The following is a 25,811-nucleotide window of genomic DNA, read 5'->3' as shown; positions in this document are numbered from 1 at the left end:
TTTTTTCAAGCCGTTCTCCTCTGTATCTGGGATTAAATCTCTTAATATACTAATAATCCCTTGCCTCTACCAGAGTGGCTCAATTCTTAACGACCATTTTTGGCTCAATTTATCACGACCAGCTACAACAGGTGGGTGAGATTAAAGTCATTGTTCTAAAAGATTTCCTGTCGGAAAGATTTTAAACTTTCAGCCCGCATCCAGATAGCAGACATCTGATTATTTTTCTTCGTTTTTAATTTCTACTTCAGTCATCCCATTATACTCATCCTTGTTGCTGGACAGCTCCGAATCTGTCCAATATCAAGGGTAGATTCCGGCTTTTCGAAGACTATAGAACTTTGTTTTGTAGTTTTTATTGTCTGAGCGAGGTGTAAAGTATTCCTTTACAACTGAAAATTCTATCAAATCATTTTCGGGAAATATTATGCCACATCATCCATTTTTGAGGTGTATGGGTAAAACTGTTTGACGCTGCTTCATTTTAAAAGGCATCGAATTCGATGCCTTAAGATCACGCCTGATATCAGTAAACTCTTTTTTTACACTGCTTATAAATATCTTCAGTCGGGTAGCAGGCATCTGATTATTTTTCCTCGTTTTTAATTTCTACTTCACTCTTCTTGTTAAACTCATCCTTGTTGCTGAACAACACCGAATCTGTCCAATATCAAGGGTAGATTCCGGCTTTTCATTTGTCTTTCTTTCGTGTGGTTCGCGGTTTACTCAGCTTTTTATTTGATGTATCGATATTATCCAGCACCTTGTCAAAATCACTCAATTCATTTGTTGCCGATGAAAGCCTTTTTTCATGAAATTTATCATATTCAGTCTCGGCCAATTGTTTTGCCATTTCATGGCTGATTTCTCCTGCATGGTTCAGGATATCCCGGTCATTGATTGTAAGAAATCCATCAAGTTTTTTAATCCAGTCCTTCATATACATGGGGATGCGACGCATTGCCTGACCCTGGGCGAAAATCAGGTATTGTTCAACAAGATTGTTTAGAGCCGCAAGTTCATTTTCTGTAAGGTAATTTTTAGCAATAGTTACATCCTGTTTACGAACCTTTGCGCCTCTATAGTTAGTTAAGCCCATATTAGGTTTATCCGCATTAGCACGGGAATGGATAATTTCTGCTGCTGTCTGGCCGGTTATTGCCCAGTGCATTTTATTCTGAACTGTCTTGAAAAACTCTATGCTGATATCCAGTGTAGGATCATAGTCAATGCTGGTGGCGTATATGTCGGTGATTTTTTGATAAAACCGCCGTTCCGAGGTCCTGATATCCTGAATGCGCCTGGTGAGTTCTTCAAAATAATCAAACGGCTGATCAGGGTTTTTTAAACGCTCATCATCCAGGATAAAACCTTTTACAATATATTCTTTCAACCGTTCTGTCGCCCAAATGCGAAAACGTGTGGCAACATGACTTTTTACCCGGTAACCGACTGAGATGATCATGTCCAGGCTGTAATAATCAAGTAGACGTTTTACTTCCCGACTTCCTTCTTTTCGAACTGACAAGTATTTCTTGACAGTTGCCTCCGGTATCAACTCACCCTCTTCAAAGATCCTTTGAATGTGAAGACTTATATTCTGCTTTGTTGTTTGAAACAATTCTGCCATCATCTGCTGGGTCAGCCAGACAGTTTCATCTTCCAGCCGGACATCCAACTTGAGTTTACCATCTTCAGCCTGATAAACCAGAAATTGTCCTTTTGAATGTACCAGTGCTTGATTTTCTTTTTCTTTCATATTTCACTCACCTTCGTATACTGGTTTATGCGCTTGAATATCTGCAAAATATTATCCCGGTAAATATAATTCCACATCATCCATTTTTGAGGTGTATGGGGAAAACCATTTGACCCGGCCTCATTTTTAAACGCATCGTATTCGATGCCTTATGATCACGCCTGATATCAGTAAACTCGTTTTGCACACTGCTTATTAATATCTTCAGTCGGGTAGCAGGCATCTGGTTATTTTTCCTCGTTAACAATTGCTACTTTAGTCATCTTGTTAAACTCATCCTTGTTGCAGAACAGCTCCTAATCTATCCAATGTCAATGGAGACCCAGGTTTTTCACCGGGTTTTCATAACTTCATAAAAGAAGGTTTTATTTTCATAATAATTCTATCAAAATTTTCTCTGTCTTCTTTAGGCATATTTGAAGAAATTCTTATTAATATGGACAGTCTTTCATCTTTTGAGATCTGCATACCTTCAAGTTCTCTGACTACCCATGTGGGTAGTAAGAAATATAGGGTTCTATTATATTTATCTTCTTCATTTGAGAACATACTTTCACAACAAGATTTTATTACTGACCATGCTAATGTTATAGGTTGTTCGTTAACAAAATTACTTTTTAGTAATAAATACGAAAGGATATGGGCAAGTCGATCTTCTTGTTCATATTTTCGTATTTTATTCATTATTCCACTTTTTATTCTCATAGACAATGCGTAGCAGGGGTAATATATGCATTCAACTATTAGATTATGCTCTTCATTTAATAATAATGAAGCCCACCAATCCTGTATTTTTTTTGCAAGCCATTCTTCCTTAAAGAATGTATCGTTAAACTGCTTTAGAAGTGTGCCCATATTTGAATCTTCTAATAAATCTTTCTTTGTTGGATTTGTGCCATATTTCTTTTTGTGTTTCCTTTTTAAGTCATCTAAAAGAATATTTAAATGACTGTTATCAAAATAAATTATTCGAAAATTTTTTCGGATCATCTCGCATAAAACTGATGTCTCATCTTTTAATGTAAGTTGTCCATCTGAACAGAGTTTTTTAACGAGAGATATTGTGGAAAAAACACCAATCCCATACGATTCTCCACCCAATGCTCTTGTGAAAGAATCATCTGAATAAAGTGGAATATTCAATTCTTTTGAAAGAAGTATGCTTTCACCGACCCCTGATCTTAATATCTTGTTAATTTTTCTTTCAGAATTAGGTGTAAAAATTATGCTACTACTATTGCCTATTGAATTGATATCATTGGTATCATCGGTACTATTTCTAATTCTAATCTTTTTACGGTTAGCAAGCCTCCATTCTTCAATTTTTTTAGCTACAGGACTTGAAGAGTTAGGTATATTATACAATTCATTATCTATTGTCTTTTTTGTCTCCTGAGAAAATATAATTATTCTAAACGAATCTGATAATAAAGAGAGCAAGTTCAATTCTGCAAGAGTCAATAGAGCTGTAATATCTACACATACATTCTCTCTTTCTGACAAGTTTTTCAGTTCGGATTCAATAGAATTATTATCATACCAAATATGAATACCATTGGAGAAATCATTAGATGAAACAGAAGTAGACCATAAATCAAATATTGATCTTATCTCTGGAAGATATTGTGCTTTAAAAACAAGCGGAAAAGGCTTTGATCGAGTAGCTAATCGAAAAGGTACAGTCGCCAAATATTGCGGAAGCATAATAGCTGATATTTGTGATAAAACCTCAGAAGCTTTTTCCTGATCAGAAGCACCTTCAGGTAATTTAAAAGATTTGAAAGAGGGAAAGCTTGGGTACTTTTCGGAAAATTCTTTTAAACGTTCATTGATTTCTTCAATCCATTTCTTATTTTCAGAGTCCAATTCTCTTTGTTGTGGAGTAAGCATTGCCATCATTAGAAACTGAGCTTCATTCTCGGGCACATTTCTAGTTACTTTACCGAAAGACATCACATGATTAAGGAGGTCTTTTTCTGAATAATCACCTCGTCTTTTTAATTCCCACAACTGACAATGTAATTCTGCTCGCTCTTCATCTGTTTGCGATTTTGCCAATGCTTTCTGAAATAGTTCAATTGCTTCCTTTATTCTTCCTGTTTCAAACGCTGTGAAAGCAAAGTTTTTTAAAATGTTATAATTTTTTTTGCCTAGCTCAACATATCTTTCTAGAATCTTGTAAGTACCTTCATCATCTCCTACTTTTGACAAAGCAACTGCATGGCCATAAATTAATTTGCTTTCATGTGGATATCTTTTTTCACCTTCTTCAAATATTTGTACAGCCTCATCATATTTTTTAATGGTGATATAACAATTACCTAATTCGTAGATTTCTTTTGGTATTAACTGTCTTAAGTTAGCTATTTTTTTTAGGCAATCTAATTTTTCACTGGCCTCTTTAGGTTCGGAAGAGTTAAGGCATTCAAAAAAATGAGTGTTTAAAATTATGCTATCTGGGTATTCTGTTAATGCTTTTCTATAAATATCTGCAACATCTTTAATAGAGGCTCCATTTTTTCTAGATATTAAAGCATCCACTACAGTAGCATTTTCTATAATATGGGGTTTTCCTTTTATTTCATTTAGCTTTTCAAGTCCTAATGTTTCCTCGCCAATCTCATAAAGGGCAAGCGAATAAAATGATAATGAAAGTGATTCTTCGTCTTGATCTGTAAATCCTTCAATCAATCGATTCGATACTAGTTTTATTAACTCATCATGCTCTTCTGCTTGGTAAAGGGTAAGGAGATAGTTCTTATAAATCAGTTTATTTGAAGGATTCGCTTTATAAGCAATTTTTGCATACTTTAGTGTTAAATGAATATCTTCTTCTGTAGCAAGACATCCCACATATGAGTTGGCGACTTCTGGATTATTAGGGTACTGGATTAAAAAAGCATTACAATAATGTTTTGCTTCATCCACTTTTCCTAGTAATCGTTGGGTTGCAGCAAGGTTAATCACACTTGCTTGAGAAATTTGAGGGAAACCAATAGTTGCTGCATCTTCACAAGCTTTTATTAGACATTTTTCTGCTTTTCGAAGAATTGGTAAATTGATATTACTTGGACCTGTTCCATATATTTCAAGATCATGCTTTTTCCCAATTTTGCCTAATGCTTTTATTAAAAGTATACTTCCATATTGTTGCCAAAAAGACCATTTTAAATCTTTCCCAGTATTTTCGACCTCTGATAGCAAATTAATGGCTTTTTCAAAATTTGATTCATTTATAAATAAATCTGCTAACTCACAGCTATAGGACACACATTCATCATTCCAACTTTTTGATTCTCGAAGATATTTTTCTGCACTTTCTGCATTTTTCGTAATACCCAAATAATTTGCTTTCAATCGCACTGCAAACTTATATTCAGGATTTTCTGACAGTACTTCATCAAGTTTATTAATCCATGAATTATGGAATTTGATTCTATAACCCTCTTTCTCATATTGAAGAATAAACTTTATTTGAAGAGAATTAATAATAAATTTAGGATCATTCGGACGTAATTTTTCAGCCTTCAGGAAATGTTTGAGTGCTGTTTTGTATTCTTTCAAGTGAAGACAAAGAACACCCATATTATTATAATATCTTGCTTTATTACCTTCTGTTGTATTCTGAATTTTGCTTTTTATGTTCTCAAGGATATTTTTTGCATCTTTATCGTGAAACGATTCCAAAAAAGAAGATGATTTCTTAATTTCTTTTAATAATTTTTGATCATCCACAGAAAGCTGGTCAATGGAAGTTCTATCTCTATCTTTTACAATATCAATTATTCCGGCTTCCATTATAAGAGGAGAGACTTTTTCTAAAACATGATCTTCTGCTTTTTTTGTATAAAGAGAAATTGGATCGGATTTTTCAAACCCAAAACTGGGCCTTAGTAGATCACCAATAGCTGCATTTATTTTTAGGTCATTATTATATTTCTCTACATAAGTTTCTATATCTTTTATTGAATCAGTAGAAATAACTTGAGATATTGGGATGTGGAAAGAGATAGTCTGCTGATTCCTCCAGGCTGGATTCCCATTTTCAATCCTTTTTATATTTTCTTGAAGCCAAGTATAATATACAGGTTCAGCCTTTTGACTTGTATCACAAATGCAAAGCATAATAGGCATCGGGAAAAAATCTAGCAACCAATTGACTGTAGATATTTTCAATGAAAGGCTGATTGTTCTTTGTTTGTCGATATACTCTGGGGAGTCCGAGCCTTTTAATTGTACGAAGAAATTCTCACTTACTTTCTCATTTTTACTAATTGTTAACCATATGTCCCATCCATAATCACGCCTTGATTCATTTTTTATCCACTCTTTAGGCATTCGATATCTGAAAACGTCTACTGCTCGATCACCAATATTATGTGCCTTTGTACGAGATGGATAATCTGTTTTCTCAATTTCAGTCATTAATTCCAGCCTACTGTTCGATTCCTCAAGCATAGTATATAAATGGGTAAGTTTCTCTTTTTAGCTCTTTTATTAAGTAGAACAAAAAATCTTTCCGAACCTTTTATAACCCTTGAGATATTCAATCCTAGGGGCACTATTAGTGTCCTATTTTTTTCGTGACTCTACCAAACCATAAAAACGAATATACGATTTGTTATATTCGGCTTTCCGGTTTTCACAGAAAAATGCAAATCACTAATATTGAGGATTATTAGTTTTCTAATGACATAAACAAACTATTGCCGCTTACAATCTGAAAACTTGTATCATCTTTTTATTGTATATTTATAAGGCAGTTATATTTGCCTGTATTGACATGTTTATTATTCATTAAACCTAATAGCTTGTAAAATCAAGGGAAAAGTGGTGGAGGTAGGCTGAAGCATTTTAGACTAAAGGCTGTAGGTACAGACCAAACTTGCTTTTCAACGATCTGGGGCATTGTGAAATCTTTTTCAAAATCGGTATTCAGGAGTAATGGCAGTTTTGCCTTTTCTCCTGAATAGCGAATTAATAGCACAGTATGAATAACATTGAGAGAACATAACCGACCCTGTAACATTATTTCATATTCCTCTGTAGGGTGAGGTTTTATACCTCACCTAAAACAAGGTGGCATGTAATCCGCCGTCGCAAAATGCTCAGGCTATGACGGGACAGGAATGCCACCCTACAACCATATAGGTGTGCAGACTAATGCAATCGATATGGTTCTATTTGGGTTTTGTTTTGCCTATACGTTTGTAATATTCTTCAGGGATATCGTTTGGATCTTTATATATGGCAAAATGGCATTCCCCAAACTTCATTGGTTCGGATACAATATGGGCTGCGCCCATTTTGCCTGTGGCCTCTATGGTCATCATCTCCATAATCGGGCAATGGCAGCAGTAAATTGGGAAATCCTTCATGCCCTAACCCTTAAAAGTTGACGGATATGCGAATAACTCAGGCGGGTAAATAGAATGTATTGCAATTTATTTTCGTTTCGGCCCTCAGTGAATGCCATCAATTTTTAATGGGAAAAGCTGGAAAATAAGATTGCGGTTGTAGATAGTGGATGAATTTCATTTTTAAAAAATTTTTATGTCTATATCTCAAAGTTTTTAATATATTGTGGAATACTATTACAAGATTTAATATAATGGCGGACATTAATAGGAGAGAGGTATTAATATGTTATCAGTAAAAGAAGAGACTATACGACTTATAAAAGAGCTTCCGGACAGCAGTACATTTGAAGAAATTCAATACCACCTATATGTTCGCCAGAAAATACAACGTGGTATTGAAGATATAGAAGATGGAAATGTCTATACTCAGGCGGAGATGGAAAAGCGGATGGAAAAATGGCGCGTGAAGTAATCTGGGCATATGCCGCAGAAGATGATCTTGTGTCAGCCGCCGAGTATATTTACTAATCCTTTTACCTTCTTCCATCAAATTACCATATAAACACTGTAACATCATTAGGGTTTTGTTTTACCTATACGTTTGTAATATTCTTCAGGGATATCTTTGGGGTCTTTGTACAGGGCAAAATGGCATTCTCCAAACTTCATTGGTTCGGATACAATGTGGGCAGCGCCCATCTTGCCTGTGGCCTCTATTGCTAGCATCTCCATGATCGGACAGTGGCAGCAGTAGATGGGAAAATCCTTCATGCCCCATGTTGCGGGATGGCGCTCCTTGACCTTTGCAAGGCCGAATTCAGGCTCATAAAGACCCATCTGGATAAGCCTTTCTCCTGAACCGCATGGCTTCATGGTAAGGGTGATCTTTTCATCATCCTCCTTGATAACAATGGGCTGCATGTGACCTCTTAAACCGCTCGCCAGTTCTTCAGCCCTGGATCTTAAGTCAGTTTTTCCTGATGGCTTAAAAACCGACCTTCCTTCAATACCATGTGCCTCTCTTTCAGCCTCCTCCACTGCATCCACACCTAATTTCCTGTAAATATAGGAAAGGAGTCCGCTGACCCAAACCATATAACCATCATGCAGGTGCCCGATCTCGCTTTGCAGCCGCTCTGCAAGCATCTTTGCCTTTTCTTTGTCACCAGCATCCACTGCCTTTTTGATAAGATCAAGGGTGGGTGTTCCCATCACCTTCAGTTCTTCATCTGTAAAGATTCTCTTTTTGCTCATACAGGTACCCTCCCTTTCTATTGTTAAATTGATTGGATGTAATAATGGATATAAATGCAACCTGATCATCTATTATTATACATCTATCTAATTGTCAAAAATGAAAAATGACTTTAATGGTTCATCATATTTTTTCATTACTCTCTCAAAAAAAATGAGATTAATATATTTGTAGGGGCACCCGCCTTCTCCAAGGCTTTGGCGGGCAGGCACGCTCCATCATATGCGGGCAGGCACAGGGGCCTGCCCCTACAGTTATCCACCAATATTGGATGTATCATCTTATGTCCTTTGCTATTATTTTGCTATTTAGGCTGCATTTAAAACCGGGTTTTGGATTTTTATGCTGTTTTACCTTTTTTCTCTTTTATAGAAAACGCCAGACCCGAAACAACACTGACAGCAAGCTGAAATATGGCACCAACAAGCATGTATAACGCCAGACCAGAGGGCTGTTTTAACAGGAAGATCGTAAACAGAACAGTTGGTAGATATATCAACCATTTTTGCGTCTGAACTTCTGAATTTCCCGAGTATCTGGAACCAAGATACATTGCTATCCCTGCTAAAAATGGAAGAATAAAGTATGGATCAGGAGCGCTGAGGTCATTAATCCAGATGCCTAACTCCGCTCCTGAAAAGATAGATGCTTCATTTACAATCTTATACAGGGCAAAGAAAAGAGGAACCTGTAAGACACCGAGCCCAATATTCACGAGCGGATTAATACCCTTTTCAGAATAAAGCCTTGAAATCGCCTTTTGCATTTCCAGCATGTTATCCTTATGACGATTTTTTATTGCTCCAATCTCATCCTTTAGCTCTGCCATTCTTCTTGAACTCTTAATCTGTTTAACAGTCATGGGCATGAGTAGTAACCGGATAGCAATGGTTATAATGATAAGGGCGAGCCCCGGATTTTTTATTTTATCATTTATAAATTCCAATGCCCTGTAAATTGGATAAACAACAATTTTTAGTCTTCCGCAGTTCTTATATATTGACAGGTCTTTTCGTATATTCATTTTTTTTACTTCAACTTTTTCTATCTGCTTAACAGAGATAGTAGATTCTGAAGATCTATCAGATAAAACACCTCGATAATAATTCCATGCAAAAAACACGACACCAGTTAAAATCAATGCCAGTATAAGGCGAGATAGTTCATGATCCATTATATATCTCCTGTACGTAATTATTCTTATTTATAATAAGTTGTAGAGACAGGATTTCTCCTGTTGCTCCAGGTGATAATCAGGAATATTTTAGAATTACCTGCCAGAGGCTACATCATAAATCAGCAAAGGATCATTGTATTGAATGACTTTCTTTCGTGAGAATAAAGGTTTGTCTGTAATCAGTAATACGGCTGGCTTCCTGATAACACCTTTTAAGGTGAAAACCGGAATGATGGAAACCAGAAAGGCGATAAAAGAATAGAAAAATAAATCCCCACCAATAAAGCCGCTGCCTCCTGTAATCAATAATAGACTAATAGATGACCAGAAAAGAATCATAAATATTTCTACAAGGTGGGCTTTTGAGTTTAATATTTCCATGCCATCCAATTTAATGTCAAACGTTTCTCAGTCAATACTGTTTATAAAAATATTGTTATTTTTTGAAAAATGCCCGGGTGTCACCTGCACAAATTAATGAAATCGCCTATTGTGTTTCAACTTATCTGTTATGCAGGCGGCACCTTTCTTTCACTATTCTTTATTTTTTTACCGGCATTTTAACGGTACTTACATCCACGGTTATTGAATCCAACTTTTCTTTAATCTCTTTTCTCACATCCTTTTGTACGCGTCCGCCAAGGTGTTTGGCAAAGAATTGCTCCATAGCAGTGGACATTGCAAGGTTGTTAAGTTTTCCGGCAAAACCATGCCCTTCATCAGGGGCAACCATGTATTCAACCTCACGTCCCAGCCTGTACAAAGCAGCAACAATCTGATCTGCCTCTGCCTGTTTAACCCTGGGGTCATTTGCTCCCTGCACAACAAAGAGAGGGGCTGTAATCTTTTCTGCTGAATTTAATGGTGACTGCTCGTTAAGCATCTTAAGCTCTTCAGGATTATCCATGTCTCCTACACGGACTGAAAACATCTTCTTGATTGGCGTCCAGTATGGTGGGATCGAATTTAACAAAGTAATAATGTTTGATGGCCCCACTATATCGAACCCTGCTGCATATAAATCAGGTGTGAATGCAAGCCCGGCGAGTGTTGCATATCCGCCATAGGAACCACCGCTGATAGCAATACGTTTCGGATCAGCTATGCCTTCCTGTATGAGGTATTTTACACCATCAGTTATGTCATGCTGCATGGAGCCTGTTCCCCATTGTTTATTACCTGCATTGAGGAATTGTTTGCCATAACCATCAGAACCGCGGAAGTTAGGCATTAATACAGCATATCCGCGATTTGCAAGAAATTGGGCCATAGAATCATATCCCCATGTATCACGTCCCCATGGACCTCCATGAACAAATACTACAGCAGGAAGATTTTTTGCCGGTATACCCTTTGGGAGTGTCAGGTAGGCGGGTATAACCAAACCATCCCTTGCTTTATATCGCGCAGGTTTCATTTCAGCGAGGTGTTCGGATGGTAAATCATGCCTTTTTCGATAGAGCAGTTCTGCTTTATCTGTTTTGCAGTCATATATATAGACAGAACCAGGGTCTATATCCCGTGAAACCGAAACAACCCATGTCTGCTCATCCTTTGTCATGCTGGATATACTATAATTACCATCACCAATCTGATCCACGAGTATCTTAAAATCTGTTTCAAATGCCTTATCCTTAAAATATAGCCGAAGCTTGTCACCTACATAAACTGTTAAAAGCAGCTTGTCGGTCAATTCTGAAAACAGGGCGCCACTGAAGTCCACTTCATTCAGAGGGTCTTTTTCAATGAATGTTGTTTTTCCGGTATTAATATCAAACAGCTCAAGTTGACTTTTATCTATATCAGCGCCTTTGCTGGTTAACATATAAAACATTTTCCCATCTGCTGTGAAACGGAGAGGATTTACTGATTCTTCAGAAGTTACTGAGTAGATCGAAACAAAATTCTGTCCATCCAGCTTTAATAACTCTGTTCCTCCATCAGGAGTCTGACGCAGACCGAGCTTCAGATTCCCCTTTTGATCTGTTATCCAGCCGGCGATATTTTCGTTATTTTGACGTATAAGAGTCCTCTCTCCTGTTGTGAGATTGATTTTATACACATCGTGTAATTGAGGGTTTCTGTCATTTAATCCTACAATAATTTCATTTGGGGTATCTCTGGGTATTGCGATAATACTTACCCTAACATTTTCAAGAGGTGTAAGATCTCGCGATGGTGGAATGGGGTCTCCTGGGACTTTAGGATCTACAGCATATAACCTGAAATTTTCATCCCCTCCTTTATCCTGTGCATAAAGGAGATATTTGCTGTCACGTGCCCAGAAATAGGATGTAACCGGACGTTTTTCATCACTGGTCAGGGGGCGGGCCTTGTTAAAGGGCTCATCCCGCTTTTTTATCCAGATATTCATGACATTATTATAGGGTTTTATAAATGAGATGAACTGCCCGTCAGGAGAGATCTGTGCGCCTGAAATCTCAGGGTCTCCGAAAAACAGTTCACGATCCAGTAAAGGTGGCAGTTCTGCGTTAACCTGTAATGAGAATAGTACAATAAAAAACAATATAATGCGTTTCATGAAATATCCTCCGGTTAAAGGTTTATTATTTAGTCAGTTCTCGGTTACATTTTTATCTGAAAGGGCTGTAATGCCGGTTACTGCGCCAGGATTTATTGATTTAAGTGTAGAGCCCTGTACTATTATCAATAAAAATATTAATGGATCAATAGTTTTAATCTTTTGATCTGTTGTTTATATAAAAAAACACAATTGATCAGACATGCAAAAAATGGTATTTATTAATCATCCAAATAACATCAGATAATTAAAGGAGTGATATATGGCCATTAATTTCAAGGTGTTTCTCCACAGTTATCTTGGTTTTAACAGTAACTCCACCCTTTTTTATGGTGAGAAGGATGCCATTCTGATAGACGCATCTCAAATTATGAGTGATTCTCACAGGCTTGTTTCTGAGATACTTCCCATGAGAAGGCGTTTGACTCATATCTATGTCTCCCATTTTCATCCTGACCACCATTTCGGGCTCGCAGTACTAAAATTCGCATTTCCAGAGGCAAAGATTGTTGCGCTTCCAAGTGTGATAAAGGATATAAAGGCTACCTCAAGTGACAAGGTAGATATGTGGGCTATTGATCGTTTCGGGCCCGGTGAAATCCCAAAGGCAACAACAACGCCAACATCTCTTAACGAGCCGAGGCTTGAGCTTGAGGGTGAGGAGATCATATTTTCAGACGGCTGGGAAGGTGACAGTATAAATAATTCGGCGGTGTGGGTGCCGTCTATCCGTGTCCTGTGTGCAACTGATATAGCCTTTCATGACTGCCATCTATGGCCGATTGAAAGCAATGTGGCCCGCAGGGTTACCTGGCGGAAGGATATTGCAAGGCTTAAAGAGTTTGATGCAAGGATAATCATCCCCGGTCATTGCGATGAAGAAAAGATCAGGATTATGGAGGCGGTTAAAAAAGATGAACACAGTAAATATACAGAGTGTGCTGACTGGTCTATAAATTACCTTGATAATTACGAGGAGGCGTACAGCACAGCAAAATCAGCAGAAGAACTGGTAGAGCGTATCTATAAAAAATATCCTGATGTGAAGGCCGAGGACTTTGCCATACAGTGGCAGGCAAGGCTGCTATATCCTAAAAGCAGCCCTGACTGGTTACTTCCTTTACCCGGAGAACCGGGTAAGATTTTTCTGAATCCATCAGGGGGTTATGACGGCGACCCCCCACGGGAATAGAAACAGGCTGGAAAATTAAGGATGAAGGCGGAAAGTTGAAAGCTGAATATGGAATGCTAAATGCTTCATCCGGAAATGACCTCTTTCCGGCAGAAAATTCCAAAATACGTTTCACCGCAAAGAGCGCAAAGGACGCAGAGAAGTAATTTTTAATATTAATCTCTGCGAACTTAGCGTACTCCGCGTTGAAGAATCTTCGATTTAAAAGGTATATTGAAAATCTCTAAGCACCTAAGCTTAAATATCCTGTACGCGAATCAATCTGTTTTGCACATCAACCCAGTTCGGGCATGTAACCGCACAGGAAGAGCAATCGTTGCAATACAGGCTATGCCTCCGGAGCTGTCAGATCAGGAGGGGCAACCACGTTTATATTCATCCGCACCAGGGCATCTGATATCTCCTTGCCAAAACTCCCGGCGATCATATTATGATGAATGCCCACAATATTCTGCATAAAACCTTTTACATCCCTGATCTTGATTTCTGCCATATTTGTACAGAATTTACGCATCTTGCTGTATTCAGGCGGGGCATCCTTGAATGAAGGTGTTGCCCTGTCATCTACCATATCTTTTGTTCTGCCAGGCCATATTACGAAATTTTTCAGGTCCTTGCTGAATCCACCAATAGTTACATCAAGGCCCACAGGGTAATCTATTTCACAGGTGCCTCCTTTTCCCATGCCGTGATAATCCCTCAGGTTGTAGGGCTGCTGAGGGGCATCAGCGCCATATATCTTTGTAGGCGCTACGCAGTGACGAAGTGTGGTGCTGGAGTTCTTGATATCAACAGATGATACATTGCTCTGAAAGGACGGCCTTTTGGTAACCTCCTGTAACAGCATTGATGTTAGCAGCATGCATATATCAGCTTCGCATGCAGCGGTTATGCCTTCATCCCTGAGGCTGGTAAATGCCAGACATGGAAGAGGGATGGTTGCATCAGCGCCAAATGAAAAACTCAGGCAGTCCACTGAGACAGCAGACAGATTTTCCTTCTCAACAAGAGATTTTAACAGTATGGAGATCCTTGAACTGTGAAGAAGACTCTCATCCGAAACATCGATTATCTTTACTGCACCCTTCTTCCATCTTTCCATCTCTTTTCTGGCGGCTGATTCATCGACCTCTTTTATAAGCGTCTTAAGATCGTCAATTGGCCGGTGAACTATCCTGACGCCTGTCTGGCTGTAAACATATTCCTCATTAAGGTTTGGAGATGGAATACTTGTTGATCCAAATGGTTTCCCGAAAACAAGGGCCTTTTTACCTTCAAGAGGTCTGGGAGCAGAAAGTATCTTCAGCAGCTCAATGGCATGATCATTCGAATTTGCCACAAGAGCATTTATTCCCTTTATGCGGAATGATGCAGCAAGGTCTGTCTCCCACATTATCAGTTCGGGAGTTCCGGCGAGAATAATAACAGGGATATCCAGGTAGCCTATCTGCTCGGCTATATTTCTGGAGGACATGCCTATACCTGGCAGCGTGAAAAGGCAGATGTCAGCATTCTTTTCTTTAATGGCTTTCAGGATCTCACCCGAGTTTTTAAAATCGGCCTTCATCTGGCTTAGATTAATATCGTATTCACTGATTGACTTGATTGAGCCAACAAGTTTTTCATATCTTTCCGGGGCATCACTCACAAAAAGAATATTTCTTTTTCTGCCCGCAGGGCTGGGTTTTATCCCGCCTATACTGATTACCTTTTCACCGGCTAAAATTGATACAGGGAGCGCAGCTGCCACCCCTGCCACTGCTGTTGTCTTGAAAAAACCACGCCTGGTTACATGAGTCCATTTCTGGCGATCATCCATCTTAAGCTCCTCCTTATTATTTAATCTCTAGGTTCGTTTGATCAGGGTTTGCATTCTAATCGCAGGGAGCCCTTGAGTCAATTTATTCCCTCATAAAAAATCAGCATTGATCCCTAAAAATTTTTGTCATCCCCTTGACTGCAAAATTAACCATGCTTATATTTTGCGCGTTAAAAGCAGATATCATATTGATAATACAAGTTAAAAAAGTAAATTTGGTGTGCTTTAACCGTATTTCATGATAAAAAAATTAAAGCAAAGCAAAATAAATAATTAAAATTCTGAAAGGAGGATTTAGCCATGTTATTTTTAAGAAGAGACCCAAACTTGAGGACATTAAACAACTGGAGCCCATTTGATGAACTTAACAGGATAAGAAGGGAGATGGATCTTCTATCAGATGGATTTTCAAGGGGTGTTGTGCGTGGAGCAGGTGTATTTCCGCTTATTAACCTGACAGAAGATAAGGATGCCTATTATATCCGGGCTGAACTTCCGGGTGTAAAGGCCGATGAAATAGAGCTTTCAGTCACAGGAGACAGTGTAACCATATCCGGTGAAAGAAAGATTGTTAATGAAGATAAAAATGCAAAGTATCACAGGCGTGAGAGGGAATCCGGCAAGTTTAACAGGATAATGAATCTGCCAGGGCAGGTTGATGTTGATAAGGCTGAGGCATCAAATGTGAACGGTGTGCTTACAATAAAGCTGCCCAAATCAGAGGCGGCAAAGCCGCGGCAGATAACTATAAAATAAACAGAAAGGAGGAGGAAATCATGACAGAATCAGAAGCAAAGGCCTTGCAGGCCAAGGAAAAATCTGAGGTATCAACCATGACTGAGCAGACAAAGCCAGGGCTTGTATTTACTCCCGATGTGGACATATTTGAAACAGAAAAGGGTTTGACCCTTCTGGCTGATATGCCCGGTGTAAAGGCTGAGGATCTTAATATTGATCTGAAAGAGAATATCCTCACACTGGATGGAGATGCTAAAAAACCTGAAGGCCAAAATGAGGTAGAACTCTTTACAGAATACAGGACAGGCAAATATTACCGGCAGTTTAATCTCTCAGAGGTAATTGATCAGGCAAAGATAGAGGCAAAGATGACAGACGGTGTTTTAAGGCTTACCCTGCCAAAGGTTGAGGCGGCAAAACCCCGCAAGATAGCCATAAAGTCAGCATAATATATCATAGAGGGATGGGGTTACGAGGTTGTAACCCCATCCTTTTTTTTGCTTTATTCAGATAGTCCATGTTCCTTGTGAACATACTCTTCACAGGTTTCAATATGGAGGTAATTATGCAGAAGGATTACTACCTTGTTCTTGGGATTAGCAGAGGCGCTGACCTGAATAAAATAAAAAAGGCATACCGCACCATAGCAAAGAGATTACATCCCGATGTCTCGAATGAAAAGGAGAGCGAGAGGTTTATCGAGATCAAAGAGGCATATGATACTCTCAGCGACCATGAAAAAAAGCGCAGATATGATACTAACCTTGAAAATGAAGATGCCTCTTACAGGTTAACCCGCGCACCAGGCCGAATGCAGGAGAGGATAAAACGGTTCAGGGATGCAGAATCTCTGTTTTACACAAAGACTGATGATCTGTTTGAAGGGTTCATACCCGGTCTATATGACCAGGGTAATGAGGATATGCATGAAAAGGATCTCTATTTTGATGCAGTGCTTACCCCTGAAGAGGCGGCATCAGGAGGGCTTTATCCAATTTCGGTTCCGGTTATGGCCCCATGCCCTGTCTGTTCAAGGTCAGGGTTCTGGGAAGGGCTCTATTGCCCGCTTTGTAAGGGTTTCGGGAGAATATCAACTGTAAAAAAATTTGCTTTGAGTATGCCTGCCAATGTAAGTGACGGCACAGAGATCAATCTCTCTCTCGAAGGCATAGGGATGAAGGAGTGCTATTTACATATCAGTGTGCATATTGCTGATTATTAGTTAGTGTCCATCCAGAATTTGATCCTTACTACAAGAAAAGGTTGCTTATGTTTATGAATTAGATTAGATGCCTGATTATAATAATAAGAACCTTTATTTTGGAAATGCATGAATTCAGTTGAGACAGAAAGACCATATTACCGCTGGTACATACTTTTTCTGGGGATGATGTCATATCTCTTTATTGCAGGGCTCTCGCGCATGTGCATGCCTGTACTCTTCAAGGAGATCTCGGATGACCTGGGGCTGAATATGCTTGAAATAGGCGCTGTATGGGGCATGGACCCACTTGCCGGGGTTTTTATTGCTCTACCGGGCGGCCTCATTGTTGACCGTTTCGGCGTAAGACGCACCATGTTTTTTATAAGCATATTTGCAGGGATATTTGGCGCACTCAGGGGTTTTTCAGTCGGCTTTATCAGCATGGCAGTAACCATGTACCTGTTCGGGTTAATGGCGGCAACCATGCCCTCTATTGTGCCGAAGGTGACAGCCGAGTGGTTCAGGGGAAAAGAGCTTGGCCTTACAAATGCGATGCTTAATGTGGTGTGGGCCTTTGGCTCAATGGCTGCAACCATGTTGAGCGCCAACTATTTTTCTCCTTTTTTTGGCGGCTGGAGAAGGGTAATGTTTGTTTATGGGATACCATGCATCCTGCTTGGCCTTTTGTGGATATTTACAGGAAGGGATAAACCTGTTGCATCAGGAGCAAGCAAATCCCCTGCTTCACACTCTTTGCTTGATGCCTTCAGGCATGTAGTAAAGATAAGGGAGGTATGGGTAATAGCATTTATTACGACCACATACTGGGGTTCCAGCATGGGGCTTACAGGTTATCTCCCTACCTATCTTAAGCTTATCGGCTGGACACCTTTTCTGGCAGACAGCGCAACTACTGTAATGACCGGCATAGCAAGCCTGGGCACCATCCCGGTTGTGCTTATCTCTGACAGGCTAGGGGCAAGAAAGGGGGTGCTTATTGTATCTACAATAATGATGGCTGTAACTGTTTTTGCGCTTCCACTTTTTAAAGGTACATTTTTATGGGTATTAATTATCTTAACCGGTCTTACGCGTACCGGTGTGGCTGCCCTTTTTAATGTAATGGTTATAGAGTTAAAGGAGGTGGGTAGCGAATACAGCGGTACAGCTATTGGGCTGACAAGCACCCTCGGGATGGTCGGTGCCTTTCTTGCACCACCCGTTGGAAACAGCCTTGAGGCCTTCAATAATGGCTATCCCTTCATATTCTGGGCAGTTCTAGCCGCAGCAGGGCTGCCGTTCTTTGCTATCCTAAAGAATAAATGAGAGAAAAACATTAGAGGCGAAAGATTTTTCAGGGCGAAAGATTTTTCGCCCCTACCATGTGCCCTGCGCCATCTTGCATTAACCTTAAACCTTGAACCTTAAACCTTAAACCTGTTTTTCGGCGCACTCCCTTGAAGCCTCATTCATGGCCTTTATGTTTTCAAACTTTGCCTCATCTGCTGTTGCGCCAGGCGCCAGGATATAACCGCCACCCCTGCCGACCTTCTCAATCAGCCTCTTTGAATAGGCCTTTACATCCTCTGCCTTTCCGGTAACCATCATTGATGTGGGCACATTTCCCATAATGCAGAACCTGTCACCTAAGACCTCCTTTGCCCTTATAATATCAGTCTGGTCAAAATACCATACAACGCCTTTATCAGGCAGGTCCTGTATCAACTCAAGCCTGGAGTTGTAACCACCTTCAGCAAAAAGCAGGGGCACAAGCCCTTCGTTGATATAACCTTCAACCACCCTTTTAAGGAAGGGCCAGTAAAATGTCTTGAATTGCGTCTCAGACATAAAGCCGTCTGCACCCCTGTGCAGGGGGATAAATACCACCGGTGTGCCTGCCGCAAAGGGCATCGTAGCTGCCATCTTTATACTCATATCCGCCATCTTATCCATGTTGGATAGCAGCCTTTCCGGCCTTTGAAACATGTCCATTATAGTACCCTTGGTGCCTCTCAACCCTGCCCCAAGGGCATCCAGTGGCGCTCCTCCGCCTATGTCAAACCTGAAAAAATTGGGGAAACCCATTTTGAGACCGCGGCCAGTAATGGCATTTAATGCCTTGTGCCACTCTTTTTCTATTTCATTGGCCTCAGCAAATGCCTTGAACCCTGCCTGTACATCAGGGGCCGCAAAGGCTGCCAGAGCGCTTGCTCCGCCAAAACCGCCTAAGATGGAGAGGGGTGGGAGATTAGCAAAGGGCTCTGCTGCCCTGTGTGTTCTGGGGAGCATGACCCGTAAGTTAAAATCAGAGCGGTCATTTTCATAGTGGTCCCATTCACTGGCCTTAAGTATCTCTATCTCCGCATGCTGGGGCGATACATTATCCGGGAGGCCGCAACCTGCCCACTTGCTTGTCTTTACCCCCACTACCTCCATGGCCCTGCCGCTTCGTATAAGGTGTGCGTCAGGCAGTACATCCAGGTCAAAATCATCCATAAACCTGTACCAGGCCTTTAAGAGCTTTTCTGAGTCATACATTACCTCTTTAATCGTATAACCCGAATAAAAGGCGGGCGCATACCCGGGGTGGGATATCACAGGCACCCTGTCAGCCTCTTCAACCTTTATAGCGGCTATTATCCTCTTGACCCTTGCCCTGTAAGCCTCCTGTGCTTCAGGGTTATTAAAGGCAATATCTTCTGGATAAAGCCAGCTCATGAATCTTTTTTCTCTCTTTTCTTCTGCGGTAAGTTGTGCCCATTCCTTTTCCATCTGTTGGCCCCCTTTTAAAATATGGTCATCCTGGTTAACTGGTTCTGTTAAGAAAACAAGCTGATGCGATAATTTATTATTCGTCTCTATTTGTCAATGATGAAAAAGAGGGTCATGCCTCTCTGATTTTTTTTACCAGGGTTTTCAGCGCAGGTAACTTTTTCATCTGCTCATCGCTCCAGCAGGACAAAAGGCAGTTATTATGAAATATGGGGTCGCTTTTGATATCAAACCTTGCGCAGGCTACTGATACCTCCCACATAGGTGTTTCAGGGAGAGGGGAGTATTCAGCAAGGTAGGGCATCGCGCCTGCCTTGTCAGCAAAGATCACAGTTTCTGTAACAGACTCCACTGATTGACCAGGGAGCCCCATCAGTATATATGCGCCAATATCCTTTTTGCTATACCCTGCCTCATTCAGATTTTTTACTGCGGCCTCAAAATCGCCAAGGGCAATCTTTTTATCCAGATCTCTGTGCATATCCATATCTGATGTCTCAAGGCCAAGCCTGATTGTGGTGAACCCTGAAGAAAAAAGCAGCCTCGCTATATCAGGAGTAATCTCCTTTACATGAATAGCATTCGGTGTGTGAAACCTGACACTGATGTTGTTACTCCGTAATTTTTCGAGGATAGGAACAATATGCCTGTCTGAATCAACTAAAAGGGCATCATCATAAAATGCAAAGTCAGTTACATCATATTTGGTGTGCCAGTGTATGATTTCAGAGATAACATCATCAGGGTCTCTTCTTTTAAAAACTGGATAAAGAAACCTGCTTGCGCAGTATTTACAACTGTATGGGCAGCCTGTTGATGTCTGGATGGTTACATAGTCAATTTTATTGTATGTATCAAAGGCCGGATAAAAGGAGAAATTATCATGTAGAGACAAGGCATGCCTCGATAAAGGGATATCATACCTCCTCAGTATATCAGGTAACGATGAGATGTTATCCAGGTTTATTTCATTTGCCACATAATCAGCCCCGGAATATTCCCTTGCATGGTCAGGGCAAAGTCTTGCATAGATACCACCAAGAATAACAGGGATACCGGGGTGTATCTCTCTTGCGATTTTTATTGCATCAATGACACCGGGGTACCAGTATGTCATAAGCGATGTTACAAGTATTGCAGAAGGTTTCTCAATTGAGGTTAATAGTCTCCTGTATATATCAGGTTTAATGCCATATCGGCTGTATTTGCGGGGGATATCTTTTAATGAACCAGGCTTTTCTATCTCTTCCCTGAAGTATTTTCCTGTGCCATATTTTTTAACCACCGGTTTTTTGGCTGAAAAGCTTTTCACCATATCCGGGTTGTTTTTATCCATGCAGTCTATTAAGTGCACATTCAATCCCATCCCCCTTAATAATCCTGCAATATAAAGCAGGCCAAGGGGCTTTGACCATAGATCATGAGCAGCAAAGTCATATATCCAGGGGTTGATAAGTATAACTGAAGACATAAGTCCAAAACCTTTTTCTTGAAAATAGGTTCGTAACATAATAGGTTTATCTTATTTAATCAAGGAGCAGGATATACTTATGCGGGCGGTTGTTCAAAGGGTAAAAGAGGCAAGAGTGGAGATTGAGGGTAAGGTTGTGGGTGCCATATCAAAGGGCCTTCTTGTCTTTTTGGGTGTTGGTGAACGAGATACGGAAAAAGAATGCGAGTATATGGCCAATAAAATAATAAACCTGAGGATATTCCCTGACGCAGATGATCTTATGAACCTCTCTCTTATCGACATAAAGGGTGCAGCCCTTGTGGTCTCACAATTTACCCTCTGGGGTGACTGCAGGAAAGGCAGAAGGCCATCATTTATTGAGGCTGCAAGGCCTGAAAAGGCCATCCCTCTTTATGAAAAATTTATCGGGCTGATAAAAGAGCAGAATATTGAGGTAGCTACAGGAATTTTCCAGGCGACAATGGATGTGCACCTGATTAATGACGGCCCTGTTACCATCCTGCTTGATAGTGAGAAAATATTTTAATACTATTTCTCAGTCAGCCTGTATACCCCATCCCATATTTCACCTGGCGCTGCAGGCGGATTATCCAGATACTCTTCACATCTTTTAATATATACTTCTGATGGATTTGTCTTTGCATCAGGGTAACGTTCAAATTTGAGGGATTCCCTGAAACACTCTATGGCTCTTTTCCATTGCATATCAAGATAATTGTTTATGCCCTGATCAAAGAGGTTAAAAAGCTCCTTTTCATGCCCGGTGAGCCCGCCTTTCATGGCAAATAGTTCAAAAATCTTCACTGGCTCTGATCTCCCTACAACAATAATGTTATCAATAAAACGCGCTTCCACATGATTAATGGCACGATCATTTTCACCCTTTTCATTAATATACTCCATGTTAAGGGTATGTTCACTAACTGCTGTGTATATACCATACTGTTTTGCGCCTGCCTCAAGGCGCGCTGCCAGGTTAACCGCATCACCCATCATCGTATAGTTCATGCGCATTTTGCTCCCCATGTTGCCAATAACAATCTCGCCGCTGTTAATCCCTATGCGCATTCTCATTTCATGCACAACCTTTGGCCATTTATCACCTGGGTTCCAAATCTCGGATGGAACCCTTTTTATATTTCTGTCAGGCTCTCCCTCCATCTGTTTTTCTGTTCCCCATTTTTTACGAAGATCAACCAGCCTGTTCTGCATTTCAATAGCTGCCCTGCATGCACGGAGTGTATGATCAGGGATACTCATCGGTGCGCCAAGAAAGGCAATGATCGCATCCCCTTCATATTTATCCAGTGTGCCCTTTTCTTTTAAAAGGATATCGGTCATGGATGAGAGATATTCATTCAAAAGATCAACGAGCTGAGGAGCTGTAAGCCTTTCAGAAAAGAGAGAGAAATTCTCTATATCTGTAAAGTATGCGGTCACAACCCTTGCTTCTCCGCCAAGTATGGGTATTGTTTTGCTTGTTACCATATCATCTATAAGTTCAGGTGACAGGTAGCTTGAAAAGGTTGAATGCAGAAATCTCTTGTTCTTTTCTTCAACAAGAAAATGCCAGGAGGTAAGGGATGCATATAACAGCATTACCCCCATGATGGGATAAACCATGTTTACCCACAGGCCATAATTTGAGAAGAGCCACATGCAGAGATATGTATAAAGTATAATAACAAGGGCAGTGGATGTAAGGCCCATTATTGCCCCTGCCCTTGGTATAATAAAGGCGATAATTAAACCCAGGATTATGACAGCAAGGTAATCATACTCAGGCACGGTCATTGTCTTTTTTATAAAATCCTGATTGATTATATTTTCTATTACAGTTGCATGCACCTCAAGACCCGGCTGAGCCGAGTCAAAGGGTGTGTTTCTCATATCATGGGCCCCCTGGGCTGTGGAACCTACCACAACAATTTTATCCCTGAATGTGCCCGTTTCAAAATTTCCCTGAATAATATCTGTTGCCGAATAATGGGGAATAGTTCCTCCTGGCCCGTAATAATTTATCAGCACCCCCCCCTTTTCATCTGTTGGGACAAAAAGCCTGCCGATCCTGACACCATCAATTCCATAATATTTTGTTATCTGCAATATGAGCGGGGGTGAGTCAAGATATTGCCAGGCGCATTGAAGAGAAAAGGGGGTATAGACATCATCCCTATCCCCGTATTTTACTGCAAGGGGCATCCTCCTGATTATCCCGTCATCTTCATATGGAAGATCAATGTATCCAGACCCGCTGGCAGGCACGCTTAATATCTCAAGGTTTACCTCCGGGGCATAGGGGTTTATGTAGGGATTAAAAAACGGATCATAGTCATCGTTAAGCGCCTCGTCATAATCCATCATTGAGTAAAGGGAGTTGCCTATGATCTTTAATCTTCTGTCAAGTTCTTCAAGCCCTATATCATAGCCAAGGCTCTTCTGGCTGCTGTGCCAGAAATAGGGCATTACTACCTTTGCCTTTGAGCTTTTTATTGCATCGGCAAACAGCATATCATTATCAGATAGTCTTTTTGTTTCATCCAGATAAGAGAAAAGATCATCATCTGTTATGTTCAGGGCATTAAGCCTTTTTTCTATATAATTGATGATTTCCATGCTTATGCTTTTATCAGGCTCTGTAAAAAAGATATCCATACCAATAACCTTTGCCCCATCATCAGAGAGCCTGTTAATAAGCGTGGCCATTTTATGCCTCGACCAGGGCCACATCCCCTCCTTATCAAGGCTTTTTTCATCTATCACCACTGCGACAACAAGCCCTGAGATAGGCCTCTCTCCCCTCCACTTTAAACGCTGGTCATAGGTCTTGAGTTCAAATAGATGAAAAATCTCAATCCCGTATCCGAGCATTACAAGTACAATAATGATAATCAGGGTAGAAATTGAAACCGGGTTAAATGAAAGGAAAAACCTGAATATTTTTTTCATATTGGCTCCTAGGAATTTTGGGCTCAGATAATATGAGATATATCAATATTATCCAATAAATACAAGGAATTCAATTGACATACTATGTTGATATTGTTAGCTTCCAGAACCTAATAAATAATATTGTTAAATCCAATTTATACAAGGTTAAGGGTTTGAATATGACACAGTTAAAAAGCGCCAGGGCCGGGATCATCACGCCTGAGATGAAAATAGTAGCTGAAAAGGAAGATGTTGATGTGGTTCTCTTAAGGGAGAGGATTGCCCAGGGGCGAGTTGTAATTCCTGCAAATATTAAGCACAAAAGATTGAGCCCATGCGGGATTGGTGAAGGGCTCTCCATAAAGGTTAATGCAAATATCGGCACATCATCAGACCATGCTGATATAGATGAAGAGCTTGAAAAGATGCGTGTGGCTATTGATGCTGGCGCTGATGCGGTTATGGATCTCTCTACAGGAGGCGATATCAATGAATGCAGAAAAAAGATTATTAATGCATCAACGGCGCCGATCGGCACTGTGCCGATTTACCAGGCTGTGGTAGAGGCCATTAATACCTGTGGAGGGGTGATTCATCTTACTGTTGATAAGATATTTGAAGTAATTGAATCCCAGGTGGCTGAAGGGGTGGATTTTATTACTGTCCATTGCGGACTAACAAGGGCGGCCCTTGAGACGCTCAAAAATCAGGGGAGGGTCACCAATATCGTGAGCCGTGGCGGGGCGCTGTTAACCACCTGGATGCTGCATCATGATAAAGAGAACCCCCTTTATGAAAATTATGACAGGCTTTTAGAGATAGCAAAAAAGTATGATGTTACCTTGAGCCTTGGTGACGGGTTAAGGCCAGGGTGTCTCGCTGACGCCACAGACCGTGCGCAGATACATGAACTCATGACCCTGGGAGAGCTTACTGATGCTGCATGGGCACAAGATGTACAGGTTATGATAGAGGGCCCAGGCCATGTGCCCATGAATCAGATAAAGGCAAATATCCTGCTTCAAAAACAGTTATGTAAAAATGCCCCCTTTTATGTGCTGGGCCCGCTTGTAACCGATATTGCAGCAGGGCATGACCATGTTGCATGCGCCATAGGCGGGGCAATAGCAGGAGAGGCAGGCGCTGATTTCCTGTGTTATGTAACACCTTCTGAACATTTATCACTTCCAACCATTGAGGATGTCCGCGAGGGGGTAGTTGTAACAAAGATAGCAGCACATGCGGCTGATATTGCAAGGGGAAATAAACGTGCTATTGATCGTGACAGAAAGATGGCAGTGGCCAGAAGAAATCTTGACTGGGAAACACAGATGCAGTGCGCCCTTGACCCGGTCAAGGCAAGGCGTGTAAGGGGAGAGAACCCGCCCGGTGAGAAGGATGTATGCACCATGTGCGGTAAGTTCTGTGCAATAAAACAGGTAAGAGAGTATTTTAACAGTTGACATGCCAGGTTTAATCCCTATTACAAAAGATAATCGCCTGTCTTCAGTTTAGCAAAAAATATTGCCGGTCAGTAAAAGGATATCATCCTTACTCTGGCCGGCATTTTTTTAAAATATACCCAAAC

Annotated in this window: 19 protein-coding genes; 8 read left to right on the top strand and 11 right to left on the bottom strand. The window is 40.5% G+C overall.

From position 1 onward, the window contains the following. Positions 1–691: 691 nt before the first annotated feature. The 3 genes from GX654_04900 to GX654_04890 all read right to left on the bottom strand — a co-directional run bounded on the left by GX654_04900 (position 692) and on the right by GX654_04890 (position 7,137). Complete coding sequence (locus tag GX654_04900; protein ID NLD36190.1) at positions 692–1,759, bottom strand: virulence RhuM family protein; 1,068 nt, start codon at positions 1,757–1,759, stop codon at positions 692–694. Positions 1,760–2,101: 342 nt separating this feature from the next. Then, on the bottom strand, positions 2,102–6,184 hold the full coding sequence (locus GX654_04895) for a tetratricopeptide repeat protein (GenBank protein ID NLD36189.1): 4,083 nt from the start codon (positions 6,182–6,184) through the stop codon (positions 2,102–2,104). A gap of 755 nt (positions 6,185–6,939) precedes the next feature. Beyond that, a complete protein-coding gene (locus GX654_04890; GenBank protein ID NLD36188.1) occupies positions 6,940–7,137 on the bottom strand; it encodes a hypothetical protein in 198 nt (65 codons plus the stop codon). Positions 7,138–7,402: 265 nt separating this feature from the next. On the opposite strand from GX654_04890, the gene GX654_04885 reads away from it, so the two are divergent. Further along, complete coding sequence (locus GX654_04885; protein ID NLD36187.1) at positions 7,403–7,591, top strand: hypothetical protein; 189 nt, start codon at positions 7,403–7,405, stop codon at positions 7,589–7,591. A 104-nt stretch (positions 7,592–7,695) separates the two neighbouring features. On the opposite strand, the gene GX654_04880 is transcribed toward GX654_04885, so the two are convergent. The 4 genes from GX654_04880 to GX654_04865 all read right to left on the bottom strand — a co-directional run bounded on the left by GX654_04880 (position 7,696) and on the right by GX654_04865 (position 12,093). Continuing rightward, positions 7,696–8,373, bottom strand: a complete 678-nt coding sequence (locus tag GX654_04880; GenBank protein ID NLD36186.1) for a hypothetical protein — start codon at positions 8,371–8,373, stop codon at positions 7,696–7,698. Positions 8,374–8,714: 341 nt separating this feature from the next. Then, complete coding sequence (locus tag GX654_04875; GenBank protein NLD36185.1) at positions 8,715–9,548, bottom strand: membrane protein insertase YidC; 834 nt, start codon at positions 9,546–9,548, stop codon at positions 8,715–8,717. Positions 9,549–9,644: 96 nt separating this feature from the next. Continuing rightward, complete coding sequence (locus GX654_04870; protein NLD36184.1) at positions 9,645–9,932, bottom strand: hypothetical protein; 288 nt, start codon at positions 9,930–9,932, stop codon at positions 9,645–9,647. Positions 9,933–10,092: 160 nt separating this feature from the next. Continuing rightward, on the bottom strand, positions 10,093–12,093 hold the full coding sequence (locus tag GX654_04865; protein ID NLD36183.1) for a S9 family peptidase: 2,001 nt from the start codon (positions 12,091–12,093) through the stop codon (positions 10,093–10,095). A gap of 262 nt (positions 12,094–12,355) precedes the next feature. On the opposite strand from GX654_04865, the gene GX654_04860 reads away from it, so the two are divergent. Beyond that, entirely contained in the window at positions 12,356–13,285 is a 930-nt protein-coding gene (locus GX654_04860; protein NLD36182.1) for an MBL fold metallo-hydrolase, read from the top strand. A 328-nt stretch (positions 13,286–13,613) separates the two neighbouring features. Here the strand turns inward: GX654_04860 and GX654_04855 are convergent, their stop codons facing one another. Continuing rightward, positions 13,614–15,104, bottom strand: a complete 1,491-nt coding sequence (locus GX654_04855; GenBank protein NLD36181.1) for a twin-arginine translocation signal domain-containing protein — start codon at positions 15,102–15,104, stop codon at positions 13,614–13,616. 300 nt (positions 15,105–15,404) lie between these two features. Here GX654_04855 and GX654_04850 point away from each other — a divergent pair, with 300 nt between their 5' ends. The 4 genes from GX654_04850 to GX654_04835 all read left to right on the top strand — a co-directional run bounded on the left by GX654_04850 (position 15,405) and on the right by GX654_04835 (position 18,372). Further along, positions 15,405–15,860: an Hsp20/alpha crystallin family protein gene (locus GX654_04850; protein NLD36180.1), complete on the top strand. Its 456-nt coding sequence runs from the start codon at positions 15,405–15,407 to the stop codon at positions 15,858–15,860. A 20-nt stretch (positions 15,861–15,880) separates the two neighbouring features. After that, entirely contained in the window at positions 15,881–16,291 is a 411-nt protein-coding gene (locus GX654_04845; protein NLD36179.1) for an Hsp20/alpha crystallin family protein, read from the top strand. Between the two features lie 116 nt (positions 16,292–16,407). Beyond that, positions 16,408–17,064: a DnaJ domain-containing protein gene (locus GX654_04840; protein ID NLD36178.1), complete on the top strand. Its 657-nt coding sequence runs from the start codon at positions 16,408–16,410 to the stop codon at positions 17,062–17,064. 108 nt (positions 17,065–17,172) lie between these two features. Next, positions 17,173–18,372, top strand: a complete 1,200-nt coding sequence (locus GX654_04835) for an MFS transporter (protein NLD36177.1) — start codon at positions 17,173–17,175, stop codon at positions 18,370–18,372. Between the two features lie 105 nt (positions 18,373–18,477). Here the strand turns inward: GX654_04835 and GX654_04830 are convergent, their stop codons facing one another. Next, positions 18,478–19,818, bottom strand: coding sequence for a hypothetical protein (locus tag GX654_04830; GenBank protein NLD36176.1), 1,341 nt, complete (start codon positions 19,816–19,818; stop codon positions 18,478–18,480). A 112-nt stretch (positions 19,819–19,930) separates the two neighbouring features. After that, complete coding sequence (locus GX654_04825; GenBank protein ID NLD36175.1) at positions 19,931–21,289, bottom strand: radical SAM protein; 1,359 nt, start codon at positions 21,287–21,289, stop codon at positions 19,931–19,933. A gap of 79 nt (positions 21,290–21,368) precedes the next feature. Between GX654_04825 and GX654_04820 the strand changes: the two genes are divergently transcribed. After that, complete coding sequence (locus tag GX654_04820; protein ID NLD36174.1) at positions 21,369–21,818, top strand: D-tyrosyl-tRNA(Tyr) deacylase; 450 nt, start codon at positions 21,369–21,371, stop codon at positions 21,816–21,818. 2 nt (positions 21,819–21,820) lie between these two features. Here the strand turns inward: GX654_04820 and GX654_04815 are convergent, their stop codons facing one another. After that, positions 21,821–24,241 carry an adenylate/guanylate cyclase domain-containing protein gene (locus tag GX654_04815; protein NLD36173.1) on the bottom strand — a complete coding sequence of 807 codons (2,421 nt, stop codon included), beginning with the start codon at positions 24,239–24,241 and terminating at the stop codon, positions 21,821–21,823. Between the two features lie 161 nt (positions 24,242–24,402). Between GX654_04815 and thiC the strand changes: the two genes are divergently transcribed. After that, positions 24,403–25,686, top strand: a complete 1,284-nt coding sequence (thiC, locus tag GX654_04810) for a phosphomethylpyrimidine synthase ThiC (protein ID NLD36172.1) — start codon at positions 24,403–24,405, stop codon at positions 25,684–25,686. Positions 25,687–25,811 lie beyond the last annotated feature (125 nt).

This window comes from Desulfatiglans sp., assembly GCA_012513605.1.
Classification (GTDB): domain Bacteria; phylum Desulfobacterota; class DSM-4660; order Desulfatiglandales; family HGW-15; genus JAAZBV01.
Note: the sequence above shows the minus strand (reverse complement) of the source record. Positions and strands in the feature narration are given on the sequence as shown.